Source organism: Streptomyces misionensis, from assembly GCF_900104815.1.
In the GTDB taxonomy this organism is placed as follows: Bacteria; Actinomycetota; Actinomycetes; order Streptomycetales; family Streptomycetaceae; genus Streptomyces; species Streptomyces misionensis.
Window position 1 is genome coordinate 7,975,984 of sequence record NZ_FNTD01000004.1, and the last position, 26,766, is coordinate 8,002,749.

General features: G+C 72.0%; 21 protein-coding genes and 2 pseudogenes. 13 read left to right on the forward strand and 10 right to left on the reverse strand.

Annotation, left to right across the window (positions count from 1 at the left end):
* Window positions 1-12: 12 nt before the first annotated feature.
* The gene (locus BLW85_RS36980; RefSeq protein WP_074995815.1) at window positions 13-1,767 is read left to right on the forward strand and encodes a thiamine pyrophosphate-dependent enzyme; all 1,755 of its coding nucleotides are present in this window, start codon (window positions 13-15) and stop codon (window positions 1,765-1,767) included.
* A gap of 129 nt (window positions 1,768-1,896) precedes the next feature.
* On the forward strand, window positions 1,897-2,358 hold the full coding sequence (locus tag BLW85_RS36985; protein WP_074996360.1) for a hypothetical protein: 462 nt from the start codon (window positions 1,897-1,899) through the stop codon (window positions 2,356-2,358).
* A gap of 190 nt (window positions 2,359-2,548) precedes the next feature.
* Here BLW85_RS36985 and BLW85_RS36990 read toward each other — a convergent pair whose 3' ends face one another.
* The 5 genes from BLW85_RS36990 to BLW85_RS37005 all read right to left on the reverse strand — a co-directional run bounded on the left by BLW85_RS36990 (window position 2,549) and on the right by BLW85_RS37005 (window position 6,589).
* On the reverse strand, window positions 2,549-3,628 hold the full coding sequence (locus BLW85_RS36990) for a type I phosphomannose isomerase catalytic subunit (protein ID WP_208624939.1): 1,080 nt from the start codon (window positions 3,626-3,628) through the stop codon (window positions 2,549-2,551).
* Entirely contained in the window at window positions 3,625-4,464 is an 840-nt protein-coding gene (locus tag BLW85_RS36995; protein ID WP_107409249.1) for an SDR family oxidoreductase, read from the reverse strand. The genes BLW85_RS36990 and BLW85_RS36995 overlap by 4 nt, the downstream gene beginning before the upstream one ends.
* Before the next feature lie 284 nt (window positions 4,465-4,748).
* Entirely contained in the window at window positions 4,749-5,024 is a 276-nt protein-coding gene (locus BLW85_RS37000; RefSeq protein ID WP_074995816.1) for a DUF4190 domain-containing protein, read from the reverse strand.
* 2 nt (window positions 5,025-5,026) lie between these two features.
* Window positions 5,027-5,191, reverse strand: coding sequence for a hypothetical protein (locus BLW85_RS39670; RefSeq protein WP_167381466.1), 165 nt, complete (start codon window positions 5,189-5,191; stop codon window positions 5,027-5,029).
* 279 nt (window positions 5,192-5,470) lie between these two features.
* On the reverse strand, window positions 5,471-6,589 hold the full coding sequence (locus BLW85_RS37005) for an FAD-dependent oxidoreductase (RefSeq protein ID WP_074995817.1): 1,119 nt from the start codon (window positions 6,587-6,589) through the stop codon (window positions 5,471-5,473).
* A gap of 725 nt (window positions 6,590-7,314) precedes the next feature.
* Here BLW85_RS37005 and BLW85_RS37010 point away from each other — a divergent pair.
* From BLW85_RS37010 to BLW85_RS37030, 6 genes are all read left to right on the forward strand, one after another.
* A complete protein-coding gene (locus tag BLW85_RS37010; protein ID WP_074995818.1) occupies window positions 7,315-7,623 on the forward strand; it encodes a hypothetical protein in 309 nt (102 codons plus the stop codon).
* Between the two features lie 150 nt (window positions 7,624-7,773).
* Entirely contained in the window at window positions 7,774-8,058 is a 285-nt protein-coding gene (locus tag BLW85_RS40430) for a hypothetical protein (protein ID WP_074995819.1), read from the forward strand.
* A complete protein-coding gene (locus BLW85_RS37015; RefSeq protein ID WP_074995820.1) occupies window positions 8,028-8,471 on the forward strand; it encodes a PP2C family protein-serine/threonine phosphatase in 444 nt (147 codons plus the stop codon). The genes BLW85_RS40430 and BLW85_RS37015 overlap by 31 nt, the downstream gene beginning before the upstream one ends.
* A 72-nt stretch (window positions 8,472-8,543) precedes the next feature.
* A complete protein-coding gene (locus BLW85_RS37020; RefSeq protein ID WP_070025798.1) occupies window positions 8,544-9,287 on the forward strand; it encodes an SDR family oxidoreductase in 744 nt (247 codons plus the stop codon).
* A 53-nt stretch (window positions 9,288-9,340) separates the two neighbouring features.
* Window positions 9,341-10,243, forward strand: a complete 903-nt coding sequence (locus BLW85_RS37025; protein WP_074995821.1) for an SDR family oxidoreductase — start codon at window positions 9,341-9,343, stop codon at window positions 10,241-10,243.
* Between the two features lie 164 nt (window positions 10,244-10,407).
* Window positions 10,408-11,040 carry a TetR/AcrR family transcriptional regulator gene (locus BLW85_RS37030; protein ID WP_074995822.1) on the forward strand — a complete coding sequence of 211 codons (633 nt, stop codon included), beginning with the start codon at window positions 10,408-10,410 and terminating at the stop codon, window positions 11,038-11,040.
* 225 nt (window positions 11,041-11,265) lie between these two features.
* Here the strand turns inward: BLW85_RS37030 and BLW85_RS37035 are convergent, their stop codons facing one another.
* Window positions 11,266-14,427, reverse strand: a complete 3,162-nt coding sequence (locus tag BLW85_RS37035; protein ID WP_074995823.1) for an amidohydrolase family protein — start codon at window positions 14,425-14,427, stop codon at window positions 11,266-11,268.
* Window positions 14,428-14,782: 355 nt separating this feature from the next.
* Here BLW85_RS37035 and BLW85_RS37040 point away from each other — a divergent pair, with 355 nt between their 5' ends.
* Entirely contained in the window at window positions 14,783-15,535 is a 753-nt protein-coding gene (locus BLW85_RS37040) for a hypothetical protein (protein WP_074995824.1), read from the forward strand.
* Entirely contained in the window at window positions 15,532-16,221 is a 690-nt protein-coding gene (locus BLW85_RS37045; protein WP_074995825.1) for a DUF4166 domain-containing protein, read from the forward strand. Before BLW85_RS37040 ends, BLW85_RS37045 begins: the two co-directional genes overlap by 4 nt.
* 136 nt (window positions 16,222-16,357) lie before the next feature.
* Here the strand turns inward: BLW85_RS37045 and BLW85_RS37050 are convergent, their stop codons facing one another.
* On the reverse strand, window positions 16,358-19,216 hold the full coding sequence (locus tag BLW85_RS37050; RefSeq protein WP_167381467.1) for a PKD domain-containing protein: 2,859 nt from the start codon (window positions 19,214-19,216) through the stop codon (window positions 16,358-16,360).
* A gap of 982 nt (window positions 19,217-20,198) precedes the next feature.
* Between BLW85_RS37050 and BLW85_RS37055 the strand changes: the two genes are divergently transcribed.
* Together BLW85_RS37055 and BLW85_RS37060 are read left to right on the forward strand one after the other, a co-directional pair.
* Complete coding sequence (locus tag BLW85_RS37055) at window positions 20,199-21,140, forward strand: ketoacyl-ACP synthase III family protein (RefSeq protein ID WP_244174993.1); 942 nt, start codon at window positions 20,199-20,201, stop codon at window positions 21,138-21,140.
* 233 nt (window positions 21,141-21,373) lie between these two features.
* Window positions 21,374-22,552 carry an acyl-CoA dehydrogenase family protein gene (locus tag BLW85_RS37060; protein ID WP_074995827.1) on the forward strand — a complete coding sequence of 393 codons (1,179 nt, stop codon included), beginning with the start codon at window positions 21,374-21,376 and terminating at the stop codon, window positions 22,550-22,552.
* Between the two features lie 299 nt (window positions 22,553-22,851).
* Here BLW85_RS37060 and BLW85_RS37065 read toward each other — a convergent pair whose 3' ends face one another.
* Entirely contained in the window at window positions 22,852-23,652 is an 801-nt protein-coding gene (locus BLW85_RS37065; protein ID WP_074996364.1) for a phosphotransferase, read from the reverse strand.
* 213 nt (window positions 23,653-23,865) lie between these two features.
* Window positions 23,866-24,129, reverse strand: a pseudogene (locus BLW85_RS40435) (aminoglycoside phosphotransferase family protein); the annotation flags it as partial.
* Window positions 24,130-24,305: 176 nt separating this feature from the next.
* Here BLW85_RS40435 and BLW85_RS37075 point away from each other — a divergent pair.
* A pseudogene (locus tag BLW85_RS37075) lies at window positions 24,306-25,067 on the forward strand (metallophosphoesterase family protein).
* A gap of 108 nt (window positions 25,068-25,175) precedes the next feature.
* On the opposite strand, the gene BLW85_RS37080 reads toward BLW85_RS37075, so the two are convergent.
* Window positions 25,176-26,387, reverse strand: a complete 1,212-nt coding sequence (locus BLW85_RS37080) for a glycoside hydrolase family 6 protein (protein ID WP_074995828.1) — start codon at window positions 26,385-26,387, stop codon at window positions 25,176-25,178.
* Between the last annotated feature and the right edge of the window lie 379 nt (window positions 26,388-26,766).

The following is a 26,766-nucleotide window of genomic DNA, read 5'->3' on the forward strand; positions in this document are numbered from 1 at the left end:
CGGAGGAACCACATGTCCCGTACCGTTGCCCGCGTCATCGTGGACGCACTGAGCGAACTCGGCGTGCGCCAGGTGTTCGGCGTCGTGGGGGACGCGCTCAACCCCCTGACCGACGCCATCCGAGGCACCGAGAACCTGGAATGGGTCGGTTGCCGGCACGAGGAGGCGGCGGCCTTCGCCGCGAGCGCCCAGTCCCAGCTCACCGGCACCCTCGGCGTGTGCATGGGCACCGTCGGACCCGGCTCCGTCCACCTCCTCAACGGACTGTACGACGCGGCCAAGAGCCACGCCCCGGTCCTGGCCATCGCCGGCCAGGTACCGCTCGCCGAACTCGGCAGCGACTACTTCCAGGAAGTCGACAACGACGCCCTCTTCAGCGACGTGGCCGTCTTCCGCGCCACCATCACCTCGCCCGACCAACTGCCGCAGATGCTGGAGACGGCGGTGCGCAACGCGCTCGGCCGCAGGGGAGTCGCCGTCCTCACCGTGCCGGGCGACCTCGGAGAGCGGGAGGTGAGCGGCGACCGGCCGCCCCGGTTCTCCCTGACCCCTGCGGTGAGCCGGCCGGACGCGTCGGCCGGCCGGCGCGCCGCGGAACTCCTCGACCGCTCGGAGCGCGTCACCATGCTCGTCGGCGAAGGAGCGCGCGCCGCCCGCGAGGACGTCCTCGCCCTCGCCGACCGTCTGGCCGCGCCGATGGTGCTCACCCTGAAGGCGAAGGCGGGCTTCGAAGGCGACCACAACCCCTACCAGGTCGGCCAGACCGGTCTGATCGGCAACCCGGCCGCTGCGGCGGCCCTCCAGGACGCGGACACCCTTCTGCTGCTCGGCACCGACTTCCCCTACCGGGACTGGTATCCCGAGGGCAGGACAGTGATCCAGGTCGACACCGAGGCCACTCACATCGGGCGCCGGGTGCCGGTCGACGTCGGGCTCGTGGGGGACGCCGGCGCCACCGTGCGCGACCTCCTGGAGCACCTCGCCACCGGGCCCGGGGACGCACGTGACCGTTCGCACCTGGACAAGGCGCGAGAACGCTTCGACCGGTGGCGCGCCGGCCAGGCCCGGCTCGCCGACCCCCGTCACGACAAGGGCCTCGTCGGACGGCTCCGCTCCGCGCTGGACAACCGCGCCCACGACATCAGGCCCGAGGTGCTGGCCGCCGCGGTGGACCGCGCCGCCGCCGACGACGCCGTCTTCACCTCCGACACGGGCATGGCCACGGTGTGGCTCTCCCGTTTCGTCGAGATGCGCGGTGAGCGACGCCTCATCGGCTCGTACAACCTCGGCTCGATGGCCAATGCCATGCCACAGGCGCTGGGCGCCCAGTGCCTGGACCGCGAGCGCCAGGTCGTGGCCTTCTGCGGAGACGGCGGGCTGAGCATGCTCCTCGGCGACCTCATGACACTCAAGACCCACCGCCTGCCCGTCAAGCTCGTCGTCTTCGACAACCGCCGGCTGGGGATGGTGAAACTCGAACAGGAACAGGCCGGACTGCCCGAGTTCGGCACCGTGCTCGACAATCCCGACTTCGCCGCCGTGGCCGAGGCCATGGGCATCACCGGCATCCGCGTGACCGACCCGTCGGATGTGGAGAGCGCGGTGCGGCGGGCCTTCCGCAGCCCGGGTCCGGTCCTGCTGGACGTCCTCACCAACCCCGACGAGGTAGCCGTTCCGGCCCAGCCGACCGTCGAGCAGGGCTGGGGCTTCGCGGTGGCCAAGGTGAAGGAGGCCGTACGGAGCCTCGGGGACACGGACGAGCACTGAGCGCTTCGAGCGGCCGAGCGTCCGCGGTGCGGCGCGGGATGGCCGGGTGCCCGCCGGACGGGTGGCCGCGGCTGCCCATGTGGCGGCGCGGGAGCGCCAAACCGGCCGGGCCGGGGGATGCGTGAGGGCATGAGCACTCACCATGACGGCCCGGACGGTGCGCACCGGCGCCCGCCGAATGTCTCGGACACCCTCGTCCAGGCCCTTGGGGCGTTGTCGAAGGCGCTGGAGACGACCGAACGTGCCCGCGGCCACCTCTACGCCTTCCACCAGCTCACCGGAGGTGCCGACTTCGCACTGGACCGTGCGGTAGCGCTGCTGCAGGAGGCCGGCCAGCACGGGTGGGCGGACCGGGTGCAGCGGGAGATCCTGGGCCGCAACGTGATTCCCGGGCACTGGACGTTCCAGATCATCGAGGCCTACAACTCCACCTATTACGAGCCGTTCAAGGACATCGAAGCCCAGGCACGCCGGGAACTGGTCGCGGGCAGGGACCACTTGTACGAGGCCGAGCTGAAGGAGCGGCGTCGCACGCGCGGACACCCCGACCACACCACCCGGCCGGACGCCGTCGGCTCGCTCGACGAGTAGGGACACGCCCGACGGTTCGAGCGGGCGCCGCCGCAGGGAGGTGGTCGAGGAACACCTCGCCCGGTCCGGCAGGCACGCCACGGCGGACCGGGTGGGGGAGGAGCTCACCGCGCTGAACGGCGCACCGGACCTGCCCCCGGTCCGGCTGGTCCCCGGCGCCATGGCAGGCGCCGGGCGCGCTCCTCACCCGTCAGTCCGACGTCGCGGTGAACCGTCGCAGGAGCGGCAGGGGGTACCCCGCGGCGAGCAAGGGGCCGCGGACGTCGCGGTCGAGGTCGGGCAGATGGCCGAACAGGACGTCGGCAGGCCCGGTGATCTCCACGTCACCGCACGCCGCGGGCAGCAGGAGCGTCTCCGCGCGGCCGAGTTCTTCACTCCACGTACCGGTCCGCACCCGCACCGGGGCGCCGACGTTCGACAGGATGTGCGCGCTGCCGAAGGCGTGGCGCAAGGGGTCCGTGGTGCCCGCGCGCCAGCGTTCCAGGGCGAAGTAGGGGCCCGCGCAGAGGAAGACCCGCTCCACTCCGTCCCCGACGGCGACGCCCAATCCGGGCGTGAAGTCCGGGCGGTTCTCCAGGTCGGCCTGCCGCATCAACATGTCGAGGTTGGACCGGTGTTCCCGATCGCCCACCGGCGAGCCGTCCGTCATGTTCCAGCGCATCGCGTGCTGCTGGATGTCGGACGTCTGCTCGATCTCGTAGACGAGGGTGTCCGGTCCGAAGCTGTGCAGGGTACCGCCGGGCACGTAGAGGGTCTCGCCCGCGCGCACCGGCAGACGGCGCAGTACGGCGTCGAAGTCCTGCGCCTCCAGCGCGGCCCGCAATCGGCCGGCCGTGACCCCCTCCTTGACGCCGCACAGGGCGGTCGCGCCGGGCGCGGCCTCCAGGATGTGCCAGGCCTCGGTCTTTCCGTTGGGCTGCCCCTCCAGGCGCCGGGCCGTCTCGTCGTCGGCGTGCAGATGTACCGGCAGGGTGCCGGTGGCGTCGATGAACTTGGTCAGCACGGGGAAGCGCGCACCGGAGAAGCCGGCGCCCATCAGCGCTTCGGGCTGTTCGGACAGCACCTGGTGCAGGGTCCGGCCGGCCAGCGGGCCATTGGTCACCACACTGCGGTTGCCCTCGACGTCACTGCACTCCCACGTCTCCGCGACGCTCCAGTCGGGCAGGCCCCGTTTGCCCAGGCGGCGGGCGATGGCGTGGCCGCCGAAGACCAGGGGCTTCGCCGTGACGGTCAGCCGCAACGGGTACAGGGCCGCATCCCCGGGGCTCACAGGATCGGCTGTCCGCCGGTGACGGCGACCCTGGCACCGGACACGTAGGCGGCCTCGTCGGACGCGAGCATGACGTACACCGGCGCCAGTTCGGCCGGTTGGCCGGGCCGCCCCAGCGGCACCTCCGAGCCGAAGCTCTCGACCTGCTCGGGCGGCATGGTCGCGGGGATGAGCGGCGTCCAGATCGGCCCCGGGGCGACGCTGTTGGCGCGAATGCCCTTCGACGCCAGCATCTGGGACAGCGAACCGACCATGTTGGCGATGCCCGCCTTGGTGGCGTTGTACGGCAGCAGCTGCGGCGGCGGGCTGTCGGAGTTGACCGAGGTGCTCCCGATGATCGACGCTCCGGGCCGCATGTGCGGGACCGCGGCCTTGGCCAGGTGGAAGAACGCGCTGAGGTTGATGGCGAGCGTGCGGTCCCACTCCTCGTCGGGGATGTCCGTGAGGGAGTCGTGGGTCATCTGGAACGCGGCGTTGCTGACCAGTACGTCGACCCGGCCGAACTCCTCGACGGCCTTGTCGACGACGGAACGGCAGTGCGCCGGGTCGGCAAGGTCCCCGGGCACCAGTACGCACGTGCGGCCCGCCTCCCGCACCCACCGCGCGGTCTCCTCCGCGTCCTCGTGCTCGTCCAGGTAGGAGACCAGGACATCCGCGCCCTCACGGGCGTAGGCGATCGCCACCGCACGTCCGATTCCGCTGTCCCCGCCCGTGATCACCGCGGCCTTGCCGGCCAGCCGTCCCGAGCCCCGGTAGCTGTGTTCACCGTGGTCCGGCCGGGGCCTCATCTCGTCCGTCGTACCGGGCGGGACCTGCTGCTGGCGAGGCTGGGACATACGGGCTCCACAGGGGACTCGGGCGGGGGTCGGTACCGGCGTCGAGCGGACCAGCGCCCCCGGTCAAGACGGTCGGGGCGCCGAGTACCCCACTGATCCCGGCACGCACATGGGGCGCGCGCTCGCGCTGCGTGCCGAACCCGCTGCACGCCGCCGAGCGACTCTGCCGGCCGTCTTCCCCGGGACATGCCGGATCCGGCCGGTGGGACGGCACGAGCGGCGTTTCCCGGCGGGAGCGCGCGGAACCCGGGGCGCCCGCACGAGGCACGGGCGCCCCGGAGTGCTCAGCCGCCCCAGATCGACCATGACGTGGCCCCGTGGACGGAGGCCAGGACGGCGAACAGGACCAGGTCTGCGATGCCGAGCCCCAGTCCGAGCAGCGCTCGCGAGCGGCGCGGGGTGTTTCGGCGCAGGGCGATGACGGCCAGCACGATGGCGATGGGGCCGAGGACCAGGTTGAGGACGAGCAGTCCCAGAAGCCCGAGGACGAAGGAGGCCACCGCCATGCCTTCGGTGTCCCGTCGGCCCGTGCGGACGGAGGGTGGTGCGGTCAGCCGCATGGTCAGGCCCTCCCCGTCCGGCCGCGCCGACGCCGCTCGCGCCCGGCGAACACGACGAGCCAGACGGCGATCACGGCGGCGGCCACCACGGTCACGGGCCAGGGAAGGTACGCGGCCGAGCCCAGGACGATGCCCAGCAGAAGCAGGGCGACGACCAGGAAGAGCATGTCTACCTCCTCGGTCCGACGATGCCGGCGGCGGACGGCGCTTCGGTGTCCCGTCCGTACAGCGAACTCGGCGGCCGTATCCTCAACGCGTTCATGACATCGCCGGTTACCCGCGGGCGCGCGTCTCACGCGCCCGGGGTGCCACGGACCGGTGCCCAGGCACACGCGTATGCGGCGACTCCCTGCCGTCGTCACCCGGCCACGGCCCGCACGGGCCCCAGCCGCCCTGCGCCCGCGCGGTGTTGATCCGCGGCACCCCGTCCGGTCCGGTGCCTGTTTTCAGGCGCCCTGCGGTGGCAGGATGTCGTCCAGAACCTTCGCGCACTCCAGGGCGGCCTGACCCGAGCGGGGAAGCATGACGCTTTCGTAGGCCCGGACCGCGTCCTCGACGGTGGACTCGGCGATGAGGGCGCCGGCCAGGTCGGTGCCGTCGAGCATGGCGAGGTTCGCGCCGAGCCCGACCGGCGGCATCAAGTGGGCGGCGTCGCCCAGCAGGGTGATGCCGGGGACGTGCTCCCAGGTGTGCGGTGCGGGCAGCACGAACACGGGCCGTGGGATGAATCCGCCGTCGTTGCGGCGTACGAAGTCGAGCAGGCTCTCGTCCCAGCCCTTGAGCAGGTCCACCAGATACCGGCGTACGCTTTCGACGTCATCGAGGGTCACACCCGCTGCCACGTGCCAGTCCTGCGGGGCGCGGAAGGCGATGTAGACGCGGATGTTGCCCTGGCTGTTGCGCTGCGCCAGCAGAGCCTTGTCGCCGTTGCTCGCCAGCATGGTGCCGTCGCCGACGAGGGCGGCCAGCGAGGGATGGCGGGTGTCGCAGTCGGCGAAGCCGGCTTCCATGAAGGTGACGCCGTTGTAGGCGGGCGCGGCGTCGGACACGGACGGGCGGACGCGGGACCAGGCCCCGTCGGCACCGATCACCAGGTCCGCCGTTTCCGTGCTCCCGTCCTCGAACAGGAGCTGCCAGGTGCCGTCTTCGTCCTCGCCCGCAGTGACAGCGGTCACGGCACGGTCCCATCGGACGGTGCCCGCGGCGAGGGAGTCCAGGAGGAGGGCGCGCAGTTGGCCGCGGTCGATCTCGGGGCTGTCGTCGTCGTGACTGGGCGGCCCGGGGACGGGCAGGACGGCGGCGGTCGCGGGGTCGAGTATGCGCCACTCCTGGCTCTCCGGGCGGGACAGGGCGCGGAACTCGTCGATCAGACCCGCCGCACGCAGCGCCACCTGTCCGGTACCGGAATGGATGTCGAGGCTGCCGCCCTGGGGGCGGGCGTCCGCGGAGGCCTCGCGTTCGTAGACGGTGACCGATCGGCCGTGACGTTGCAGGGCCCGGGCACAGGCGAGGCCACCGAGGCCGGCGCCGACGATGGCGATGCGGGCGTTGGCTGTGGAGGGCATGGGATGTACTGCCTCTCAGCAGGTTGATGGGCTGCCACCGGGAATTCCGGCGCTCCGCCACGAAAGCACAGCCGCACTCGAAGCAGCTAACGATTAATCAGTTCCCGGCTGCCGCGGGTCTTCACACGATCTGCCCATGCGTGATATCTGCGGATCACACCGCCGAAGAGACGACCTGGTGGAAGTGCTCGCGCGTCCGCGGCCCAGTCGCGTACCAACTGGGCAGGAGGCCTTCGCAGAGCACGGCCGGGATCTCCTCGCCCGGCGGTTCCGCCCCCGGATACAGCGGCCGGCGTGGCGGCGAACCGGGACGCGGCCGGAAGGTCGACGGCCGCTCTGCGCCGGCCGACCTCCAGGCGGAGATCACCCAGGCCCGATGAAGGCCGGAGGCGGGTTCACGCAGGACGGCGCGGTCGTCGGTGCCCGCGGGTGGCCGCGGTGCGCCGGCGGTTTCGGGGACGGGCCATCCGCGGCCGTGCGTGTGAGGAAGCGGTGACCGTGGGACTCGGCGGACGCGGGCCGTTCCCCCCGCACGAGCGGCCCGGCCATCCGGGCCGCCCCCGCCCACACCGGGGAGCCCGGCGTTCCCGGTGCGGGCAGGGGCCGCGTGGCACTCGCGGCTTGCGGGCCACCGACCGGGTGGACGGCCGACCAGAGAAGGGCCTACCGAGCGGAGGAAGGGGCCGGGTGACCGAGAACAGTTTCCTCACGGGGCGGACCAGGCCGTGAAACGCGGCAAGCAGTACGCCGTTGCCGCCTCGGGACAGTGGACCGACGAGGAGGACGGCCGGCGCAGGCTGCCCGCCGGCGAGGTCCATGCCTGGGAGCCGGGCCGCAACGAGACCGTCTGCGGGCTGTCCCTCAGCCGCTCGCAACTGGCCCGCTTCCCGCACGTCGGCCGGCCCGACACCTTCCCGGAATCCGGCGGCACCGCCGACCGGGTACAGCGGGTATGCCCACGCTGCGCCTCCGTCGCCGGGCGCCGCGGCAGTGACGCCCGCCCACGCTGGCACCGCGTCCGTCCCCGTCCATGAGCGCCGCATCGGCGCCCACGAAGCCAACTGCCCCGGTGGACGATCACTGCTCGCCCGAGGCCCGGGAGGAGTCGGCGATGCGACGTCATGGCCCGGCGGACGCAGCCGTCACCTCGCCCGGATGCCGCCGGCGAAGTGAGGGGCCCTGCCATGGCTGACAGGGCCGCGGCCGCCCTGGCGCTGCTACGGATGGTCCAGGCCGGCCACACGGTCACGCTGGAGCGGCTTGCGGACCTGGTCGCCGAGCACGCAGCCGAAGCCGGGCTGCGCGACGTCGCCGTCTTCGTCGTCGACATCCGCGAGACGGTGCTGCGCCGACTCACCGGCAAAGGAGGCGACGCCGCAGGCGGAGGCCAGGAGGTCTCCAAGGCGGCTTGGCCGGCCAGGCGTACCGGCGTGTGGACATGCTCGCCGAGCCGGCGCCCGGCAGGATGACGGGCGGGCGCCGGCGGTGGTGGGTCGCCGTCACCGACGGCGTGGAGCGGCTGGGCGTGGTGCGCGCCGACAGCGGCATCCTGGCGGACCCGGACATCGCGAGCGGCCGGCTGACCTGGATCAACCGCGGCCATCTCCTGCCGATCCTCATCCGCGGCGATCGCTGGACGACCGAGCTGGCCTGCCCACCGGACGGACCCATGGGGGCCGATCTGGGCCTGCCGGTGACCGAGCGCACCGAGCAGCTGCAGCCCGGAGACCGCCTGCTGTGCTACCCGGACGGGATCACCGAGGCCCGTGACGCCCACGGTGACGAGTTCGGCCGGGACCGGTTCGTCGGCGACCGTCCTGCTCGCCGAGTGGCGCGGCGGTTACCGCACACATGTGACTCACGTCACACCCCAAATAAATGAACGGTGCGTTCATTACATGCTTATATGGACGTGCCGTTCACATACTGCTTCGTGAAAGTCCAGGAGGCCACCATGTCCAGCACCACCACGACCCCTCGCGTCGCTCTCGTCACCGGAGGCTCGGGCGGCATCGGCCGCGCCGTCGTCGAACGCCTGGCCGCCGACGGGTACGCCGTCGGCGTGCACTACGCCGGCAACGCGGCTCGTGCCACGGAGATCGTCGACCAGGTCACGGCCGACGGCGGCCGCGCCATCGCGGTCGGTGCGGACGTCGCGGACGAGACCGCGATGGCCGCGGCGTTCGACGCGGTCGAGGCCGCGTTCGGCGGTGTCGATGTCGTCGTCAACACCGCCGGGATCATGCTGCTGTCCCCGATCGCCACGCTCGACCTGGCCGACTTCGACCGCATGCACCGCACCAACGTCCGCGGCACGTTCGTCGTCTCGCAGCTCGCCGCGAACCGGGTACGCCCCGGTGGCGCCATCGTGAACTTCTCCACGTCGGTCACCCGCACCCAGTTCCCCGCCTACGGCGCCTACGTCGCCTCCAAGGCCGCGGTCGAAGGCATCACCTTGATCCTGGCGCGCGAGCTGCGCGGCAAGGACATCACCGTCAACGCCGTCGCCCCCGGGCCCACTGCCACCGCACTGTTCCTGGAGGGCAAGGACGAGGCCGCCGTCGACCAGCTTGCCAAGGCGGTGCCGCTCGAGCGACTGGGCCGGCCCACGGACATCGCCGAGACCGTCGCGTTCCTCGCCGGACCGGCCCGCTGGGTCAACGGGCAGGTTCTGTTCACCAACGGCGGCCTGGCCTGAGCCGGTCCACCGGATCCCGCCGACCGTCCCTCTTCGAGACAAGGGAACACACCATGCCCACCCAGCGGATCGTGCTGATCACCGGGGCCTCCAGCGGGTTCGGAGCCCTGACCGCCCGCGCCGTAGCCGACCACGGCGACACCGTTTACGCCGGCATGCGCGACACCACCGGCCGCAACGCCCCGGCCGTCCGGGACGCCGCCGACTACTCCGAGGAGCACCACGCCGACCTGCGCGCCATCGAACTCGACGTGAACCACCAGGAGTCCGTCGACAACGCCGTCGCCCAGATCCTCGCCGAGCACGGCCGGATCGACGTCCTGATCCACAACGCCGGCCACATGGTGGTCGGCCCGGCCGAGGCCTTCACCGCCGAGCAGCTCGCCGAGCTGTACAACGTCAACGTCCTGTCCACTCAGCGGGTCAACCGGGCCGTGCTGCCCGGGATGCGGGAACGCGGTGCCGGCCTGGTCGTGTGGGTCTCCAGTTCCAGCGTCAAGGGCGGTACGCCGCCCTACCTCGCACCGTACTTCGCGGCAAAGGCCGGCATGGACTCCCTCGCGGTCAGTTACGCCGCCGAGCTCGCACGTTGGGGGGTGGAGACCTCGATCGTGGTGCCGGGTTCGTTCACCCGCGGGACCAACCACTTCGCCCACGCCGGCCAGCCCGCCGACGCCGCGGTCGAGGCCGCCTACGAGACCCGGTACGCGGGACTGATGGAGCAGGTCGCGGGCAAGCTCGCGGCCCTGTCCCCGGCGGACGCCCACGCATCCATGGTGTCCGACGAGATAGCCCGCATCGTCGCCCTGCCCGAGGGCGCCCGGCCCTACCGTGTGCACATCGATCCGGCCGACGACGGGTCCGAGGAAGTTTCCGAGGTGGCCGACCGCATCCGCAGCGAGTTCCTCACCCGCATCGGCCTGGACGACCTGCTGTCGGTCAAGACGCGGCACTGAGGCAAGCGGACGGCGACGGGTGCAACGGCCGTGCGCCCGACGACGTTCCGCCTCCACGACGGCCCCCACGGCGTTCCGCCCCTACGACGGCCCCCCGGCGAGCCCGCGCACGCCCGGCGCTCAGGCCCCGATCCCCGACGACCCCGACCCTTTCAGGAGACCCCGTGACCACCCAACCGGGTCAGACCACCCCGGAACCGAGGCCGCGCCCGCGCGGTCGCGGTCGGCGTCCCGCCGACGAGGTCCGTGCCGACGTCCTCGAAGCCGTCGGACGGCTGATGCTGAGCGAGGGGATGGCCGACCTGACGTTCGAACGGGTCGCCAAGGCCGCCGGTGTCAGCAAGACCACCTTGTACAAGTGGTGGCAGTCACCCGGCGCCCTCGCCCTCGACGGGTACTTCCACGCCGTACGCGCCACCCTGTCCTTCCCCGACACCGGCAACGTCCGCGAGGACCTGCGCGACCAGCTCCACCACCACCGCCAGGTCATGGCCGGCCCCGGGGGCCGCGCCCTGCTCGAACTCATCGGCGCCTCCCAGACCGACCCCGACCTCGCACGCGCCTACCGCGCCCTGTACTCCTCCGGCAGGCGCGAACTGGCCTACCAGCGTCTGACCCGCGCCAAGGAGCAGGGCCAGATCCGCGAGGACGTCGACGTGCGGGTCCTCGTCGACCAACTCTGGGGCGCCGTCTACCACCGCAGTCTGATCCCCGACGAGCCCGTCACCCCCGAGTTCGTCGACGCCCTCGTCGACAACCTCTTCGACGGCATCCGGCCCCCGGAGCAAAAGCCGTAGCCCGAACCGGACGATCGCCCGCCGTCCGAAAGCCGCCCGCGTGGGGCAGGGCCGGTACGTCCAAGGGTGCTGCGTCTTCTTGACATGACCAGGATTGGTTCCTGCCGGAGGGCTCCAGACCATACGTTCGTGACCGCCAGACGGGAATGGCCCGAACACACCGGGATTCAGTGCGAGTCGGCGTGCCCCCGGCCTTCGTCCGCGGGGAGGCATGGAGGTGAAGGACTACGTCGCCCCGCCCAAGTGGCAGCAGGAGGAGCGTTCGAAGGAGCGGGCGACATCGAGCCAGGTGGTGTGGGGAGGCGGGGGAGTGTCCGCCGAACCGAGGTCCGTGAGGTCTTGCCGGCGGTGGGGGACGCCGTCGCGCAGCACCACGGATGTGTGCACGAGGGTGCCGAAGTCGTGGAAGGGGTCGCCGTCGACCACCGTCAGATCCGCAACCTTGCCGGCCTCCACCGTGCCGAGATCCCGGTCGAGGCCGAAGAGGCGGGCCGGAACGGTGGTGGCGGTGTGCAGAGCCTCGGCGGCGGTGAAACCGTGCCCGTGCAGGGCGCGCAACGCCAGATGGAGGGAGAGACCCACGGGCACCAAGGGCGAGTCCGTGCCCAGGGCGATCACGGCACCGTGTGCGGCCAGTCGCCGGTAGTCGGCCATCTCGGTTGCCAGGGCGTCCAGTTGCTGCCGACTGGGCGCGGTCGAGGCGCGGTCGCGGACGGCGGCGACGTCCCAGGGCGGCATCAGGGCGCTCGCCCGCGGGTCGTCGGCGAGTGCCCGGTCCGCGCCCAGCAGGCACTGCGCCGTGAACGGTGTGGCGATCAACGCGAAGGTGCCGTCCGCGTATTGCTCCACCAGGTCCTGGTGGACGCGCCCGAGCGGCGTGGCGGCGTGGCCGTACGGCAGCCGCTGGGTGGCCTGCAGATGCGTGGTCAGGTCCTGGCCGGCGGGCCTGCCGGGGAAGCACAGGTGACTGCCGCACGGCACGCCCAGCCGGTGCGCGGCCTGCGCGGCCAGTGACATGGTCCTGCCCGGCGCTCGGACATAGGTCTTCACGAAGTCGACGTCCAGCGCGGCGGCCCGCCGCAGCGTGGCCCGAACACCCGCCTCGGTGCGGTGCGCGCGTCCCATGCCGTACGCGGTACGGGCGCCGTCGATCAGTTCCGCGCACGCCAGCGATCTCGGGCCGAGTACGTGCCCGGTGGCGGCCGACTCGCGCAGCCGGACCGTCTCGTACAGCGGGCCGCCCATGCAGGCGGTGGTCGTGACGCCGTAGGCGAGGAAGGTCAGGTTCTGCCGGGCGCCGTACGTGGCGGTGTAGGGGTGGGTGTGGCTGTCGAACAGACCGGGCAGCACCGTTTGTTCGGAGGCGTCCAAGGTGCGGTGGCCCGGCCGGCGGGCACGGTGCGGCTCGACGCCGGTGATCCTGCCGTCGCGGATCAGGACGTCCATGTCCTGGCGCGGCGGGCTGCCGGTGGCGTCCCACAGTTGACCGGCGTGGACGCGCAGCGGCTCCGGCGCGCCAGGCGCCCGTTGACCGGTCAGCCTGATCGGGAGCGTGCGCGGGCGGCCCGGGGAATGGGCGGCGTCCAGGGAGAGCAGCCGCAGCTTGCCGCTGGAGAGATAGAGGAGGGTGCGGGAGTCGCCGGCCCAGCTCGGGTGGTCGGCCGGTTCGTCGGTGAGCCGACGGCCCGGGCCCGTGGGCGTGCCGTCGGCGGCGACGGGCAGCAGCCACAGCACGGACTCGGCGACGAACACCATCCAACGGCCGTCGGGTGACCACACGGGCCCGGCCGCGACCCGGTCCGACAGCGACTGGTGATCGGCGGGCAGCCGGCGTCGCTCGGCGCCGGTGCGGACGTCCACGATCCGGATGAGGTTGTAGCCCTCGCGGAAACGGTGGTTGAGCCGGTTGCGATCGCAGAATGCCAGGTGGCGGCCGTCCGACGACCAGGTGGGCGCGCCGGGCGGTCCGTCGGCCGCCAGCGGGCGAGCCGCTACCCGCTCCTCGCCCGTGGCCAGGTCGCGTACCAGCGTGTTCCCGGTGACGTCCTGGCATGCCAGCAGCGAGCCGTCCGGAGACAGCGCCGGGTACAACCGCCCGCCGCCGGTGACCTGTTCGTCGCGCGAGTCGGCCAGGCGCAGTCGGCGCACGGCACTCAGGCCGTCGCGATCGGTGCAGTACAGCAGGCTGCGGCCGTCCGGCGCCCAGGCCGGCATCTGCAGGTAGTGCACGTCGGCGGCCTGCACCAGCCGGCGCGGGACGCCCGCCTGGCCCGTGCCGGCGACGGGCACCAGCCACAGGGCGTTCAGCGCGACGAACGCCGCGCTGCGGCCGTCCGGTGCCAGTGCCGGCCGGTGGAGGCCGCGCACGGGAGCGGGAACGGCCGGGTCGGGGATTCGCCGCGCGGCCCGGCGCGGCGGCTTGGGCACGGGCATCCGTGCGGTGAAGGGGATCTCCTGGACGTCCGCGGCGCCCCGGCCGTCGACGCGGCGGATGCGGATGCGGCCGTCAGCCACGTACAGCAGCCGGTCCTCGTCCAGCCAGCAAGGCGGGGCCGCCGCCAGGTCCTCGCCCGCCGCGATCACCCGGTCGTCCACCATCAGCGTCGCCGTGGCGGCGGGCAGCGACGGCGAGCCGCTGGTGCCCGTCAGCCGGACATAGGCGATCCGGCCGCCGGGGGAGACGGCCGGGCACAGCAGCCGTCCCTCGGTGACCGTGCGCAGCACCCGCGCCGGTCCGCCCGCCGCCGGGACGCGCACCAGGGACAGGCCGCCGTCGTTGCCGCCGTCCGCGGTGTGGGCGGCGCGCACGCATGCCAGCGACCGTCCGTCCGGGAACCACGCCGGGTCGTAGTCCTCGTGGGCGCCGCCGGACAGCCGGGTCGTCCGGCCGCTGCTCGGGTCCAGTGCCCACAGGCCGAAGGCGCCGCCGGCCACCGGATCCGCGCCGCGCTCGGAGGAGAACGCCAGCCGTGTGCCGTCCGGGGACCAGGACACGCCCCGGTCGTCCCACGGACCGTCGGTGAGCGCGCGCAGCCCGCCGCCGTCCGGCCGCAGGGTCCACAGGTGGAAGCCGCCACCGCGGTATCCGCACACGGCCACGGTCCGGCCGTCCGGGGAGAGCGCGGGCCGGGTCGCCTCCAGCTCCCAGCCGGTCAGCCGCACCGCGTCGCCACCCGCGCGCGGGATCCGCCACAGAACACCCTGCACCTCGGCGATCAGGAACCTCCCACCGGGCCGCGCGGTGACCGATCCACCGGTCGTCTCGCGATACGTCAGCACGTTCCCGGCCGCGGCAGTGCGCGCCCGCAGCGGGGCGGCCGCGGCGGCCCCCGCGGCGGACGCCTCCAGGAAGCGCCGCCGGCTGAAGAAGCCCTGAGCTGTGTCCATGCCGTGTTCCTCTCCATGCCGGCGCCCGGCGGATTCCGCGCGGGGGACCCGCATGTCCCGGGGCCGGGGCTCCCTGGTCAACCGGCGCCGAGGCCTCGGGTGACGGTCCGCACGAGTGACGTCGCCCCAGTTGGTCCGAGGCCTGTGCTCGCCGGAGGCAGCCGCGCGGACCCGTTTCCCCGTTGTACCCGTACCGCCGCGACCCCGCCCGTTTCGGGCCCCACCCCGAGTCCCGCCGTTCCTCGGAGCGGAGCTTTCCGGCTCCCGGCTTTGAGCGATCGCTCAAACAGGTGTACCTTCCCTTCCAGTTGATTTGAGCGATCGCTCAAACACCGAGGGGATGTGGGGGAACGCCATGGGTCTCTACGTAGAGGCACATATCCGCGCCGACCTGGACGAACTCTGGGAGCGAACCCAGGACCCCGCCCAGCACCGGCGGTGGGACCTGCGGTTCTCGGAGATCGACTACCTCCCGCGCGCGGAGGGCAAGCCCCAGCGCTTCCGTTACGCCGTGCGCGTTCTGCCCTTCCTGACGGTGTCCGGCACCGGGATCGCCGCCGGCGAGCGCGAGCGCCCCGATGGCACCCGCACCTCCGCCCTGCGCTTCGCATCCCCGCACCCGCTCTCCCTGCTCGCCCGAGGAAGCGGCTACTGGCGCTACGTGCCCGACGCGCACGGCGTGCGCTTCCTCACCGGCTACGACTACCGGCCCCGCTGGGGCGTCTTCGGCGCGCTCACCGACCGGCTCGTGTTCCGCCCCCTGATGGGCTGGGCGACCGCCTGGTCCTTCGACCGGCTGCGGCTGTGGCTGGAGCGCGGCATCACCCCCGAGCGGGCCCGGGCCAACTGGCTGGCCGAGCTGGCGGTCCGGGCACTGCTGCTCGCCGGGTGTCTGACCGGTCCGTGGCCGCACCCCGCCGTCAAAGTCCTCGAGCCGTTCGCGGCCGACGCGGACCATCTCGGCCTGGTCCTGTCGGCGCTCGTGATATCGCTCGCCCTCTTCAAGGCGCCCCTTGCCCGCACCCCCGCCGCCCGCAGGTGCCTGCGCGCTCCCGCGGCCCAGACCCGGACCCCTCGTGTCCTGCGCACCCTGGAGAAGCACGGATGACCGCGCCCGCCTCGATGTTCCGTACCGTGCTCGGCGACGACTTCGACCGGCTCCACCCCGCGCTGCGGCGCCGCTTCTCGGTGGGCCTGGCGGGCGGGGAGGCCTGCACCGGACGGGGCGTCATGCACCGGATCTGGCACGGCCCGGCGTACGTGAAGCCGTTCCTCGCCCTCGGCGCCACCCGCAACATCCTCGTCCCGCGGGCCGGCCGCGACATCCCCTTCGTGATCGAGAACGTCCCGTACACCGACACCTTCGGCCGTGAGACGGTGAGCTTCGTGCGCACCTTCGACCTGCCCGGCCGCCCGCGTCGCTTCGACGCCCAGATGGTGCTCAGCCCGAAGGGCGACCGGATACTCGACTACCTCGGCACCCACCAGCACCTCGCCAGCGAACTGCACCTCGCGGCCGAGCCGGACGGCTCGCTGCTCATCCGCTCCGGCGAGCACCGCTTCCGGGAGGGCCCGGTGGACGTGCGGGTACCGGAACTCCTCGGCGCCACGGCCGAGGTACGCGAGTCCTTCGACGACACCACCGGACGCTTCCGGATCCGGGTGAGCGTGGTGAACCGCCGCTTCGGGCCGCTCTTCGGCTACGAGGGTTCCTTCACGGCGTCGTACACGGACGCCCGCTCCCACGGCACGCGGCCGGGACTGCGCCCGGTGCGGGAGGAGGAACGCGCATGAGCCCCAACACGGCGAAGTCCCGGCAGACGAAGACCAAGCCGGCTCCGCCACCGCAAATCCGGCGGGCTTGGGAGGTCGGATGCCCCCGGAGTTCTCCGGGGGCATCCGCTGGTGGACTTCACGGCCTGCGGCGCGGTCAGCTCACACTGTTGGAGGTGTAGTCGCCGAGAAGATCGACGTCGACGTCGACGGCGGTGGAGCCGGCGTTGAACAGGTCGATCTCGCCGTCCGCGCCGACCTTGACCAGCGCGGTGCCGGCCGCGGGATGCCCGCTGGTGTAGTCGGCCGAGTGCACGTCCGGCCTGCTGGTGCCGTCCGCGTAGGCGACGAGGTAGCCGCTGCCGGTCGGCGAGGGCACCGTGAGATTGAGGTCGACCGCGCTCACCGCGTTCGCCGGTACCCCGTGGGCGCCGGTGACTTTGAGCTTGAGCGTGGCGTGGGCACCGAGCTTGGCGACCTTCCCGCCGCTGCCCGTACGGGTGTTGAGGATCCGTACCGGCGCGACCGGTTGGAACGTCGTACCGCTCGCGGTGGGGCCGTACCAGCCGACCACGTCCGCGACGAGGTGCGCCGAGGACTTGCTGTTGTTGCGGAGTACGACCTTCCCACCCGTCAGAACCGCGGGGACGACGACTTGGGTGGAAACGGTCTGTCCCGTGGCCCAGTACAGGCCGCTCACACCGGGGTTGATGGTGCCGACGGGGGAGACCGTGAGGTTGCCGGAGCCCTTGGTGGCGGTCGCCACGACGTTGAGGACCACGGCGCTCGCGTCGGCCGGGACACCGTGGGTGCCCGAGACGGGCAGCGTGATCGAATGACCGCCGGCGACCGCCCCGGTGTGGCCACCGGTGCCGCTGCGGGTGTCGAGCAGGCGGATCGGCGTGGCGGGATGGTAGGTGCGGCCGAACTGTGCGTGCGACTGGAGGCCGAGCGTGGCGACGTTGACGGTCACCGGTCCGGAGCTGCCGTTGTAGACGTCGATCGCACCCGTGGGAGTGACCTTCACCGTCGCCTCGTTGGCGACCGTCCGACCGGGCTCGAAGCCGACCGTGGAGGTGCCCGGCCGGGTGGTGCCGTCGGTGTAGAGGGTGAGGGTGCCCCTCGCCTTGGCCCCGCTGGTGACGACCTGGAGGCGCGCCGCGTCGACGCCGTCGGAGGCGGCGTGCACGGTGGCCGCGGAAAGCTTCAGCACCCCGTGGGCGGGGATCGTCTTCTCGGCGTCGTGCTGCGCGACGACGGGCAGGAAGGCGTCTGCGGCGTGCACGGTCACCTTGGCGGTGGTGACGCGGCCGAGCAGGTCGGTCTGTGTCAGTGTGGCGGTGTACGAACCCGCTGCCGGGTACTGGTGCTCGATCTTCTGGGGGCCGCCGGCCAGGCTCTCACTGTCACCGTCACCGAACGTCAGGACCCGGTAGGCGACTTCCCAGGCGTCCGCCGGTTGCGGAACGGTGAACGACACGTCCCCGGCGTCGACCTGCCCGTCGGCGGTGGTGGCCAGGGCACCCGACAGCGAGGTGGCCGGGGCCGAGGCCGTACCCGCGTCGACGGCAGCGAATCGGACGGTGCGGCTCGACCCGTCGGCGTCGGTCACCGTGATGTCCGGGTCGTACACGCCCGGCGTGGTGTAGGTGTGCGTGATCGGGGCGCCCGGCGCCTGGGTGACCGGGGCGCTCCCGTCCCCGAAGTCGACCGAGTACGTCGCGATGGACTTCCCCCACGAAGTGGTGGCGCCATCGGTCTTCACCGAGGTGACGAGCGGCGCGACGCCGCGCGACGGCGACGGTATGTCGTCGCTGGGGAGGGTGATGGAGTCCTGCCGTTCGAAGGCACCCCGGTCGGCGTGGGCCGTCGGACCGCGGCCGGTGCCCGTGCCGGTGTCGGCGACAAGCGGATCGTCCACGACCGGGGCGCCGTCGACGTCGGCGGCGAGCTCACCCGGCGCGTCGGCATCGGCGGAGTCGACGAGAGCGGAGTGCTCGGGCGGTGCCGTGGTGGACGACACGTTGATCCCGTCGATGTCGTGCGCGCCCTGCCCGGTCGCGTCGCGCAGCGACACGGTGGTGGAGTAGGAGGCGTCGCCCCACGCGTACTCGGGCCGCGGCCGGGCGGAGGAACCGGAGCGGTTCGCCGCCACGTTGTAGTCGCCGGTGACCTGGTTGGCGGATGCGGCGGACACGGAGTAGAGCGGAGCGGTGGGCGCCAGGCAGCCGCCGGTCTGCTGCCACGGGGCGGAGGAGACCACGTTGTTCTCCATGGTCCCGGAGCTCGCGTCTTCCAGCGAGATGCCCGTGGCACACGGAGTGATGACCGTGTTGCTCGTCACGGCCGCGCCGGGCGTCCCCGTCATCACGATCCCGCCCCGACGCGGATTGGTCACCACATTGGTGGTGACGGTGACCTGCGCGGCTCCCGGCTGCGCTCGCACGCCGTAGGCGTATCCGTCCGGCACCCAGGTGCGCGACACGGTCACGTCCGAGGAGGCGCCGTCCACGCTGACGGCGGTACCGGTCCGATCGGCCGACGGCACCGGGGGCCGGAACGACAACCGGTCGAGGGTGACGCCCGTGGAGCCCGTCACCGCCACCGCGTCCGCGGCCGCGTATCCGAACCCCAGCGACTGGACGCGCACGTCGTGCACCGCTTGGAGCGTCAGCGCCGGCCCGGAACCCTTCGGTGTGACGACCGCGGGCGAGCCGCCGAAGGCGTAGCCGGCCCCGGTGAACGTGATGGGGGCGTCCTCGGTGCCGGACCGGGTCAGGGTGACGGACTCGACGTAGGGCCGACCGCCCGGCGACGCGACATGAACCGTCTGCCCCGGTAGCACCACATCCGCCGCCGCCTGCACCGTGCAGAAGGGCAGGCTCGCCGCGCCCGTTCCCGAGTCGCTGCACGCCCCGTCGTGATTCACGTACAGCGTCCCGGCCGGGCTCGGTTCCGCCACCGCCTGGCCGGTTCCCCAGCCGCTCACCACCCCCGCCACCACGAGAACGGCCACGGACACACCGGATACGGGGCGAGGTCTTCGCATACGAGCTCCAAGGAGGGATCGGCGGTGCGGATGACGGCACCGGGGTTTGATACGCGGGCCACCGACCCGCAACGCGGGGAGCGATGACGTGGTGGGGGCAAGCGTCCAGTCGTCGGCACGACCTGACGGTCCCGGACGGCTGCGCTCAGCAGCTACACGCGGCCCTCATGATCTCAGCTCCACCCCAAAGGAACATCCATGGTCCGATCTTGCCTTCGTCAAGTCATCGGGTAATTAGGGGAGTTACAAGCGCTCCCGAGAGGCAGCTCGGGCCGGTTCTTCGAACTCCGCCACCGGCACAGACGCCTACGCCATCGCAGCCCGTTTCCCCTGTGCTGCCATTCGCTCCGGCCGAAGGCGACGCCGCACGGCAACGGCGCGCCGCCCGCCGGGACTTCCCCGGTGAGCGGCGCGCCACAAGACGCGGAGAGGGCAGGATTCGAACCTGCGTGGACCCCTGAAGGGTCCGACCCCGAGGCGTGCTCGCTGGTCCCCGATCAACCACTCCGGGCACCTCTCCTCGTTCCCGACCCCCTTTGGTTTTCCGGGGGCCGTTCACGTGAAAGAGAGTGACACGGACCCCTGACACGGCACTGACGTCCAGAAGACCGGGCCGGTGCCGGTCGGCGGGTGCGCCGGAGCACGGTTCGACGCGCTCGCCGTCTTCTGCGCGCCCAAACGCCCAACCGATCGGAAATCAGCCGCACGTCAGCGGCATATCAGTGCCGTTCAGCAGCATGCCCGTGTTGTCCGTGCCCGAGAGCGAGCCCAGCTGCCGGAATATCGGCCTCGTCTGCGGCTTGAACATCTACTGCTCCCAGGACGGGGCGGACCTTTATTCGCGAAGTGGCTTCCACTCCCATCAGCCTCCGTGTTGGAGATCATCATGAAGAACGAGCCCAATATCTTTATTGCGGCCGCAACCGTGTCCCTGGCCGAGACCGTGTCCGTGAGCGAGGCCGTCGCCGAGGGCCTGGTGCCGCCCACGCACCAGGAACTCGGCTTCGAGCGCATCGCGGTCTCGAACAGTGAGGCCGGCCCGGAAATGGCGGCTGAGGCGGCAAGGTCGGCGATCACGAAGTCCGAGCTGGACCCCTCCGAGATCGGCCTGGTGCTGCACGCCAGCCACTGGTTCCAGGGGCTGGACCTGTGGCCGTCGGCGGCCTACGTCGCCAACGAGTCGGTGGGCGCGCATCCTTTCGCCCTGGACGTCCAGCAGCAGTCGCTGGGCGGGCTCGGCGCCATGCGGCTCGCCTCGGCCTACCTGCGCAGCGGCTTCACCCATGCGGCGCTCGTCACCACCGGCGACCGCTACGCCTCGCCGGGCATCGACCGGTGGAACACCCTGGACAACATCATCTTCGGGGACGCCGGCACGGCCGTGGTCCTGTCGACCGAGAGCGGCTTCGCCCGGATCGTCTCCTTCGCCGTCGGGGCGGACAACTCGCTGGAGCGGGTCACCCGTGGCACCACGGACTTCGCGCCGGCCCCCGGGATGCGGCAGCCGGTACCGGTGCCGGAGCGCACGCAGCAGTTCTTCACCCTGCCCGAGGCGCCGGCCGCGTGGGGACAGTACGAGAAGGGACTGTTCGCCTGCCACGACCAAGCGCTGAGCGAGGCCGGGGTCGGCCCCAGGGACATACGCCACGCGGTGGTTCCGTTCCTCCACCGCGGCGGCGGCCTCACCGAGAACTACGAGATCCTGGGCTACACCGAGGAGCAGTCACTCTGGAGCTACGGGCGCACCGTCGGCCACCTGGGCGCGGGCGACCAGGCGGCGGGGCTGGCCTACCTGCGGGAGAACGGGAAGCTCGCCTCCGGGGACCTGGTGATGCTGGTGGGTGCGGGGATCGGGTTCAACTTCGCGGCGACGGTGCTGGAGATCATCTGAGCCTGGGACCGAACGCGGCCGCCACCCGCTTAAGGGGCGCCTCTACGCTCTTCGCCAGAGGGCTTCCCTCACGACGGCGCCCCAGCCGGTGCCCGGGGCGCCGTCGTGGCGGGACGGTGTTGGGGACGAAGTTGACCTCAACTGCCGTCCCGTTTCCCGTGGTCGGTGCTTCGGGGTTGGAGCGCCGGGTGCATGAGACGATCGGGGAACAAGGCCACAGGGAGGGGAGAATCATGGGGGACAGGGGGCGGCTGCACGTCAGCGGGGAACTGGCGGGCGTGCTGGAGAAGATCGAAGAGATCGGCGGGTTACTCGATGAACGGGCCGACGCCGCAGAGGAGTTGGGCAGGCTGCCCGAGGACACGGCACGGGCGCTGCTGGACACGGGGATCGTACGGGCCGAACTTCCGCTGAGTCTGGGCGGATACGAGTTCGCGCCGCGGCAGCTGATCGAGACGGTGGAGCGGACGAGCTACCACGACGCGGCGGCCGGGTGGACCATGTTCGCGTTGCAGATGATGACCGGGACCACGGCGGCGTACCTCTCCGCGGACGCGTCGGCCGAGCTGTTCCCCGACGTGCCGAACGGGAAGTACGCGCTGCTCTCCGGCCATGGCACACGCCCCGGCCGGGCTGTCCCGGTGCCGGGCGGCTACCGGGTGAGCGGCCAGTGGCAGTTCGCCTCCGGGATGGCGCACGCCACCCACATCCACAGCGCGATCCAGGTCGAGGGCACCGGTGAGCTACGGGTGCTGGCGATGCCGAAGTCACAGGTGACCCTGGACGGCAACTGGGACGTGCTCGGGCTGCGTGCGACACACAGCATCGACTACCACTGCACCGATGTGTACGTACCACACGAGTACACCTACGTCGCGACCACGGGCACCCCGGTCAACGGCGGCGCCATCTACCGACTCGGCCTGGTCGACATGTCGGCGATCGGGCACACGGGCTGGGCCCTCGGCGTCGGGCGGCGTCTCCTGGCCGAGCTGAAACGGGTTGCCGCGGCTCGGACCGGTTCGCGGGGCGCCGCCGTCGACACCTCTCAGTTCCACGCCGAGTACGCGACGGCGGAGGCCAGACTCCGGGCGGCCCGGGCCTGGGTGAACGACGTCTGGCAGGATGTCGAACAGTCCCTGGACCAGGGTCAGTTGCCGAGCACGGAGCAGGACACTCTGATCCGTCTCGCCTTGAACCACACGACCACGACCGTGTACGACGTGGGCCGCACCGTCCACCGCTGGGCCGGCTCGGCGGCGATCCGCCGCGGCCCGGTCGACCGCTTCCTGCGCGACCTCGGAACGGGCGCGCAGCACATCACGTCGAGCCCGGTCGTGCTCCAGAACTGCGGCAAGTGGCTGAGCGGTGCCCAGCCGGACGCTCGATGGAGCTTCCTTGACCTGACCTGACCTGACCGTCCGGGGCGAAGGATGTACGACTGGTCGAGCCGGGACCGGGCACGCCTTGCAGGGCAGTACCGCTGAGTACTTGAGCAGCGGGCTGCCATGTGGAGCGCCGGCAACGTCGTGCTGGGGCCACTCCACGTGGGGGAGGGGCAGCCCGTGCCGCCTGCCGGCAGTCCGGTCTCTCAAGCGCTGCGGGCGGTTCCGAGCGGTTCCTCCAGGCGTCGGGGTGGCAGGGCCACACGTCGCCGGCGCCGTGCTGGTGCCGACGGGGTCGGAGCGGGTGATGCGTACGGTCGGGCTGGTCAGTCCAGCAGGGCGGCCGTGAACGTCCTGCGGTGGTCCGTGAGCCAGGTCTGTATGCGGTCCCAGCGTTCCCATCCGCCGCGTTCGGCCAGTGCCTGGAGGTATACGGGGTCGCTGTCGGCCACGCGGCGGGTGACGAAGTCCCGGCAGACCTCGGTCGCCTGCTCGATGATGCCGGGCAGGTCGGCGCGGTCCCGCGGGGAGAGGCCGTAGCTGTCGGCAAGGATCCGCAGCCGTGTGGGCGCATCCGGTCCGGAGGGGTAGAACCCGGCCGCGGATCGGGGATCCAGCATCGGCACCCAGTAGCGGGCGGTCATGGCGACGTCCCAAAGGGCACGGCCCGGGGCCGCCAGGTCGAAATCGATCAGGGCCACGGCACGGCCGTCGCGGAAGACGACGTTGTCCGGGCACACGTCGTTGTGGCACAACATCGTCCCCCCTTCCGGGTCGGCCAGGTCCCGGGGCCACTCGGCACCGGGGTCGACCCTGACGGCCGCGCTGGTCTCATGCAGGCGCCGTAGCAGACTTCCCACCGATTCGAGGGCGGAACGCGTCATCGCCCAGTCCGGGAACGGCGGCAGTGCCACGTCACCGGGAATGAAGGTCAACTGCTCGCGGCCGTCCGCAGCGAGACCGACAGGCGCCGGTGCCGCGTCGAAGCCGTGCTGCCTCAGCGCAAGGAGATAGGCGTGCAGAGCGCGCGCGTTGCGCGGCGCCGGACGGTCGACCAACGAGCCCCGGCGGAAGACCGCTCCCGCGTTCGCCATCCCGCCGAGCAGTGCCTCACCCTCACCTGTCATGACGATCACCGTACTGCCGGACCAACCCTGCGCGAGGCGGTCTCCGCGGTCGGCGTGAGGAAATCCCGGCCTCACACGGGCTCAGGGACCTGCGTCGTCCTCTGCCGGCGACGGCTGAGTACTGCACTTCTCCGAGCGCAAGAACCGGGGTGTCGCCCCAGGGATGGCCTGCTGCGTATGCGTCAGAGCCGTGCTCGGCCAGCCAGCGAACCCGATCTGCAGGTCGCCGTGCGTGAATGCCGCAGTCCGCGGCCGGAGTGCGGCCTCGGCGATCCGGAGGTTACGGGTGACCAAGTCGGCGGGCAGGACACCGTTCGCCACGAGCCACCCGCATTCGTCGTCGAGCCGTGCCCGCAGCGCGACGATGCTCCGCCCGGCCCGGCCCGCCGGGGGCGGCAGGGGCGCTCGGTGCAGTGTGCGGATGACGGCGCCCGCCGCGGCCCATGCCAGAGGCGACACGGTCGACGGCCCGCCGAGGGAGTTGGGCCTGGCCGCCCACCGCCCGGATACCAGCCCTATGTGCGCGCATCCCAGGCAGGTCGAACTCCTCCTGCCGGGCCACGGGCGCCGGCGAACTCTGCCCGGCCGGCCTCCGTACCAGATCCGCGCGAAAGGCCGTACCACTCGGATGCCTTCGCCCCACAGTGGTGACCATGCTGAACCGAGTAGCCGTCCTGTCGACATCCACGGAGTCCTGCCGCCCCTGGAGGCAGTGCTCGCCGAACCAGACGTCAGCACCGCCGATCACATCGTGCTCACCGGAGACATCACCGCCGGCCCGCAACCGGCCCAGGTTCTCGACCTGCTGACCAGCCTCGGCGATCGCGTCAGCTGGATCAGCGGCAACGCCGACCGCGAACTCCTCGAATACCGCCGGGGGCAGCGCGAGACGATCCCCGACCCCGATCGCTCCCTGGGCAGCCGAGCAGCTGCGCGAGGACCATCTCGACCTGCTCGGCTCGCTGCCGCGGTCGCTCTCCCTGTCCGTGAACGGCCTGGGAAAGGTGCTGTTCTGCCATGCCACCCCCCGCGACGACGAGGAGGTCGTCCTGGTCGACTCCCGTCTCGATCGCTGGCACGAAGTCTTCAACGGACTCGGCACCGACATCCGCACCGTGGTCTGCGGCCACACCCACATGCCGTTCGTCCGCCTCGCCCACGGCCGACTCGTGGTCAACCCCGGCAGCGTCGGCATGCCCTACGGACGAACCGGAGCGCACTGGGCCCTCCTGGGCCCGGGCGTGGAACTCCGCACCACGCACTTCGACCTCCAGGCCGCAGCCACCCAGCTCAGCCGGGACTCGTCCTACCCCGGCATCAGCGAGTGGGCCGACTACTTCCTGCATGCTCGCGCGACCGACGCCGACGCCCTCGCCGCCTTCGCACCACGGGACGGACGCGACCACCGCCCGTGACACCCGTTCCCCCCTCCCGGGCAACGGGCGGCCTGGGTGCGGGCGGGCGACGCCGGACGGCCACGCCCCGGGCGGGGCATGGCCGTCGGCTCGGGCGCGGTTCCCCGTTCAGCGGTGCAACAGGTCTCGATTGAAGGTCAGCGCCGGGGAGGCGTTCGCGGCCAGAGCGTGGGCCTGGTCGGGCCACCAGGCACCGGCGATCGGGTCGACCACGCCGTACTCCGGGTCGGTCGGGCCGGCGGTGCCGCGGGTGCAACTGCCGTCGGACTCACCGGGCACCTTCACCCACAAGTAGGCGTCCAGCAGGGCGTTTCCGGTGTCGGTGGTGGGGCGCACGCCGAGGCCGCGGCCGGGCGGGTTGCACCACTCCTGGGCGTCCGGGTAGGAGGCGGTCGGCGTCCACGGGCCCTGACCGTTGCGGCTGCTGTCGATCACGAAGTGGGTCAGCTTGGCGTCGGCGGGCACATGCGAGGCGTACCACGCGTCGGCGTCCGCAGCCGGCGACCACTGGTCGGGACAGTCACTCGGTTGGGCGCCCGCGGTGTTCCGCAGGTACCAGACGCACTTGGAGACCTGGGTGCCGTAGCGGACCAGGTCGCTGTCGGTCTGGTAGTTGGAGACGTTGAGGAAGAAACCCTGCGCCCGGGCCACCCCGCCGTCGAGCAGCAGCTTGGACATGGTGCCGACGGGCTGCCAGGAGCTGTGCCCGGCGTCCAGGTAGACGACCGTACCGGGCTGCTGTTCCAGCCGGTTCACCGCGCCGTTGATCTCCGCGAGCCGGGCGGTCTGCTGATCGGCGGTCCCGCCGCAGTACGCAGGGGAGAGGGCGAGCCCGTCGGGCTCCAGGAGGACCACGGTCTTGTGGTTGGCGATGCCCTTGGCCAGGGCGTCGACCCAGGCGGCGTACTCCTCGCCGGTGGCGGCGCCGCCCGCGGAGTACTGCGAGCAGTCGCGGCCGGGGACGTTGTACGCCACGGTGACCGGCACCCGCTTCTCCATCGCGGCCTTGGCCTGGAGCTTCGCCATGTCGTTCGTGGTCTGCTCGGGGTCGGCGGTGCCGGTGAACCACTGGGCGACCGGGTACGAGGCCATCGCGGCCATCGCCGCGGCGTCCGTCTTGTCGCCCGCCTTGAGGTCGGCGAGGGATTGCTTGGCTGCCTTGCTCGCGGGCTCGACGTAGAACCTGGTGCCCTGGGCGAGCGAGTGATCGGTGGCGGGGGACGCCTTCGCCGCGGCGGCCGGTGTCGCGCACAGGCCGACGAGGGCGGCGGTCGCGGCCGCCGCGGCGAGGAAGGGCCCGGCCTTGCGTGTATGGGGCACGGATGGACTCCTCGGGTCGAAGAGGTATGGGAGCGCTCCCAATTGCTAGTCCCACATCAAGTCAGGCAGCCAAGTCGGCGTCAAGAGAACTGTCGGCCCGATTTCCTCATGACTCGCCAGCCGCAACGCCGGTGATGCGCGGCAGGCATCCGCGGCCGGCGTGGACGAACCACGCATCGCCCATGGCGTCCTGCTGCTCAAGGCCGCCGGTGGCCTCCGTCGAACTGGTGGCGCACCGTGACACCTGGGAGTGGCTCGGAGTGGCTAGCCGCTCTGGCCGTCGACCACGGCCACTTCCCCACACCCGCTCCACCACCACCCCGCTACACCCCGCTCCAGGGCGACTGGGCCCTGGCCATGATCGGGACCAGAGGTGTAT

Bases quoted from the DNA above. Each gene is read 5' to 3' on its own strand.
- BLW85_RS36980 (WP_074995815.1), top strand. From the start codon at position 13: ATGTCCCGTACCGTTGCCCGCGTCATCGTGGACGCACTGAGCGAACTC.
- BLW85_RS36985 (WP_074996360.1), top strand. From the start codon at position 1,897: ATGAGCACTCACCATGACGGCCCGGACGGTGCGCACCGGCGCCCGCCG.
- BLW85_RS36995 (WP_107409249.1), bottom strand. From the start codon at position 4,464: ATGTCCCAGCCTCGCCAGCAGCAGGTCCCGCCCGGTACGACGGACGAG.
- BLW85_RS37000 (WP_074995816.1), bottom strand. From the start codon at position 5,024: ATGCGGCTGACCGCACCACCCTCCGTCCGCACGGGCCGACGGGACACC.
- BLW85_RS39670 (WP_167381466.1), bottom strand. From the start codon at position 5,191: ATGCTCTTCCTGGTCGTCGCCCTGCTTCTGCTGGGCATCGTCCTGGGC.
- BLW85_RS37005 (WP_074995817.1), bottom strand. From the start codon at position 6,589: ATGCCCTCCACAGCCAACGCCCGCATCGCCATCGTCGGCGCCGGCCTC.
- BLW85_RS40430 (WP_074995819.1), top strand. From the start codon at position 7,774: ATGGCTGACAGGGCCGCGGCCGCCCTGGCGCTGCTACGGATGGTCCAG.
- BLW85_RS37015 (WP_074995820.1), top strand. From the start codon at position 8,028: ATGCTCGCCGAGCCGGCGCCCGGCAGGATGACGGGCGGGCGCCGGCGG.
- BLW85_RS37020 (WP_070025798.1), top strand. From the start codon at position 8,544: ATGTCCAGCACCACCACGACCCCTCGCGTCGCTCTCGTCACCGGAGGC.
- BLW85_RS37025 (WP_074995821.1), top strand. From the start codon at position 9,341: ATGCCCACCCAGCGGATCGTGCTGATCACCGGGGCCTCCAGCGGGTTC.
- BLW85_RS37035 (WP_074995823.1), bottom strand. From the start codon at position 14,427: ATGGACACAGCTCAGGGCTTCTTCAGCCGGCGGCGCTTCCTGGAGGCG.
- BLW85_RS37040 (WP_074995824.1), top strand. From the start codon at position 14,783: ATGGGTCTCTACGTAGAGGCACATATCCGCGCCGACCTGGACGAACTC.
- BLW85_RS37045 (WP_074995825.1), top strand. From the start codon at position 15,532: ATGACCGCGCCCGCCTCGATGTTCCGTACCGTGCTCGGCGACGACTTC.
- BLW85_RS37060 (WP_074995827.1), top strand. From the start codon at position 21,374: ATGGGGGACAGGGGGCGGCTGCACGTCAGCGGGGAACTGGCGGGCGTG.
- BLW85_RS37065 (WP_074996364.1), bottom strand. From the start codon at position 23,652: ATGACAGGTGAGGGTGAGGCACTGCTCGGCGGGATGGCGAACGCGGGA.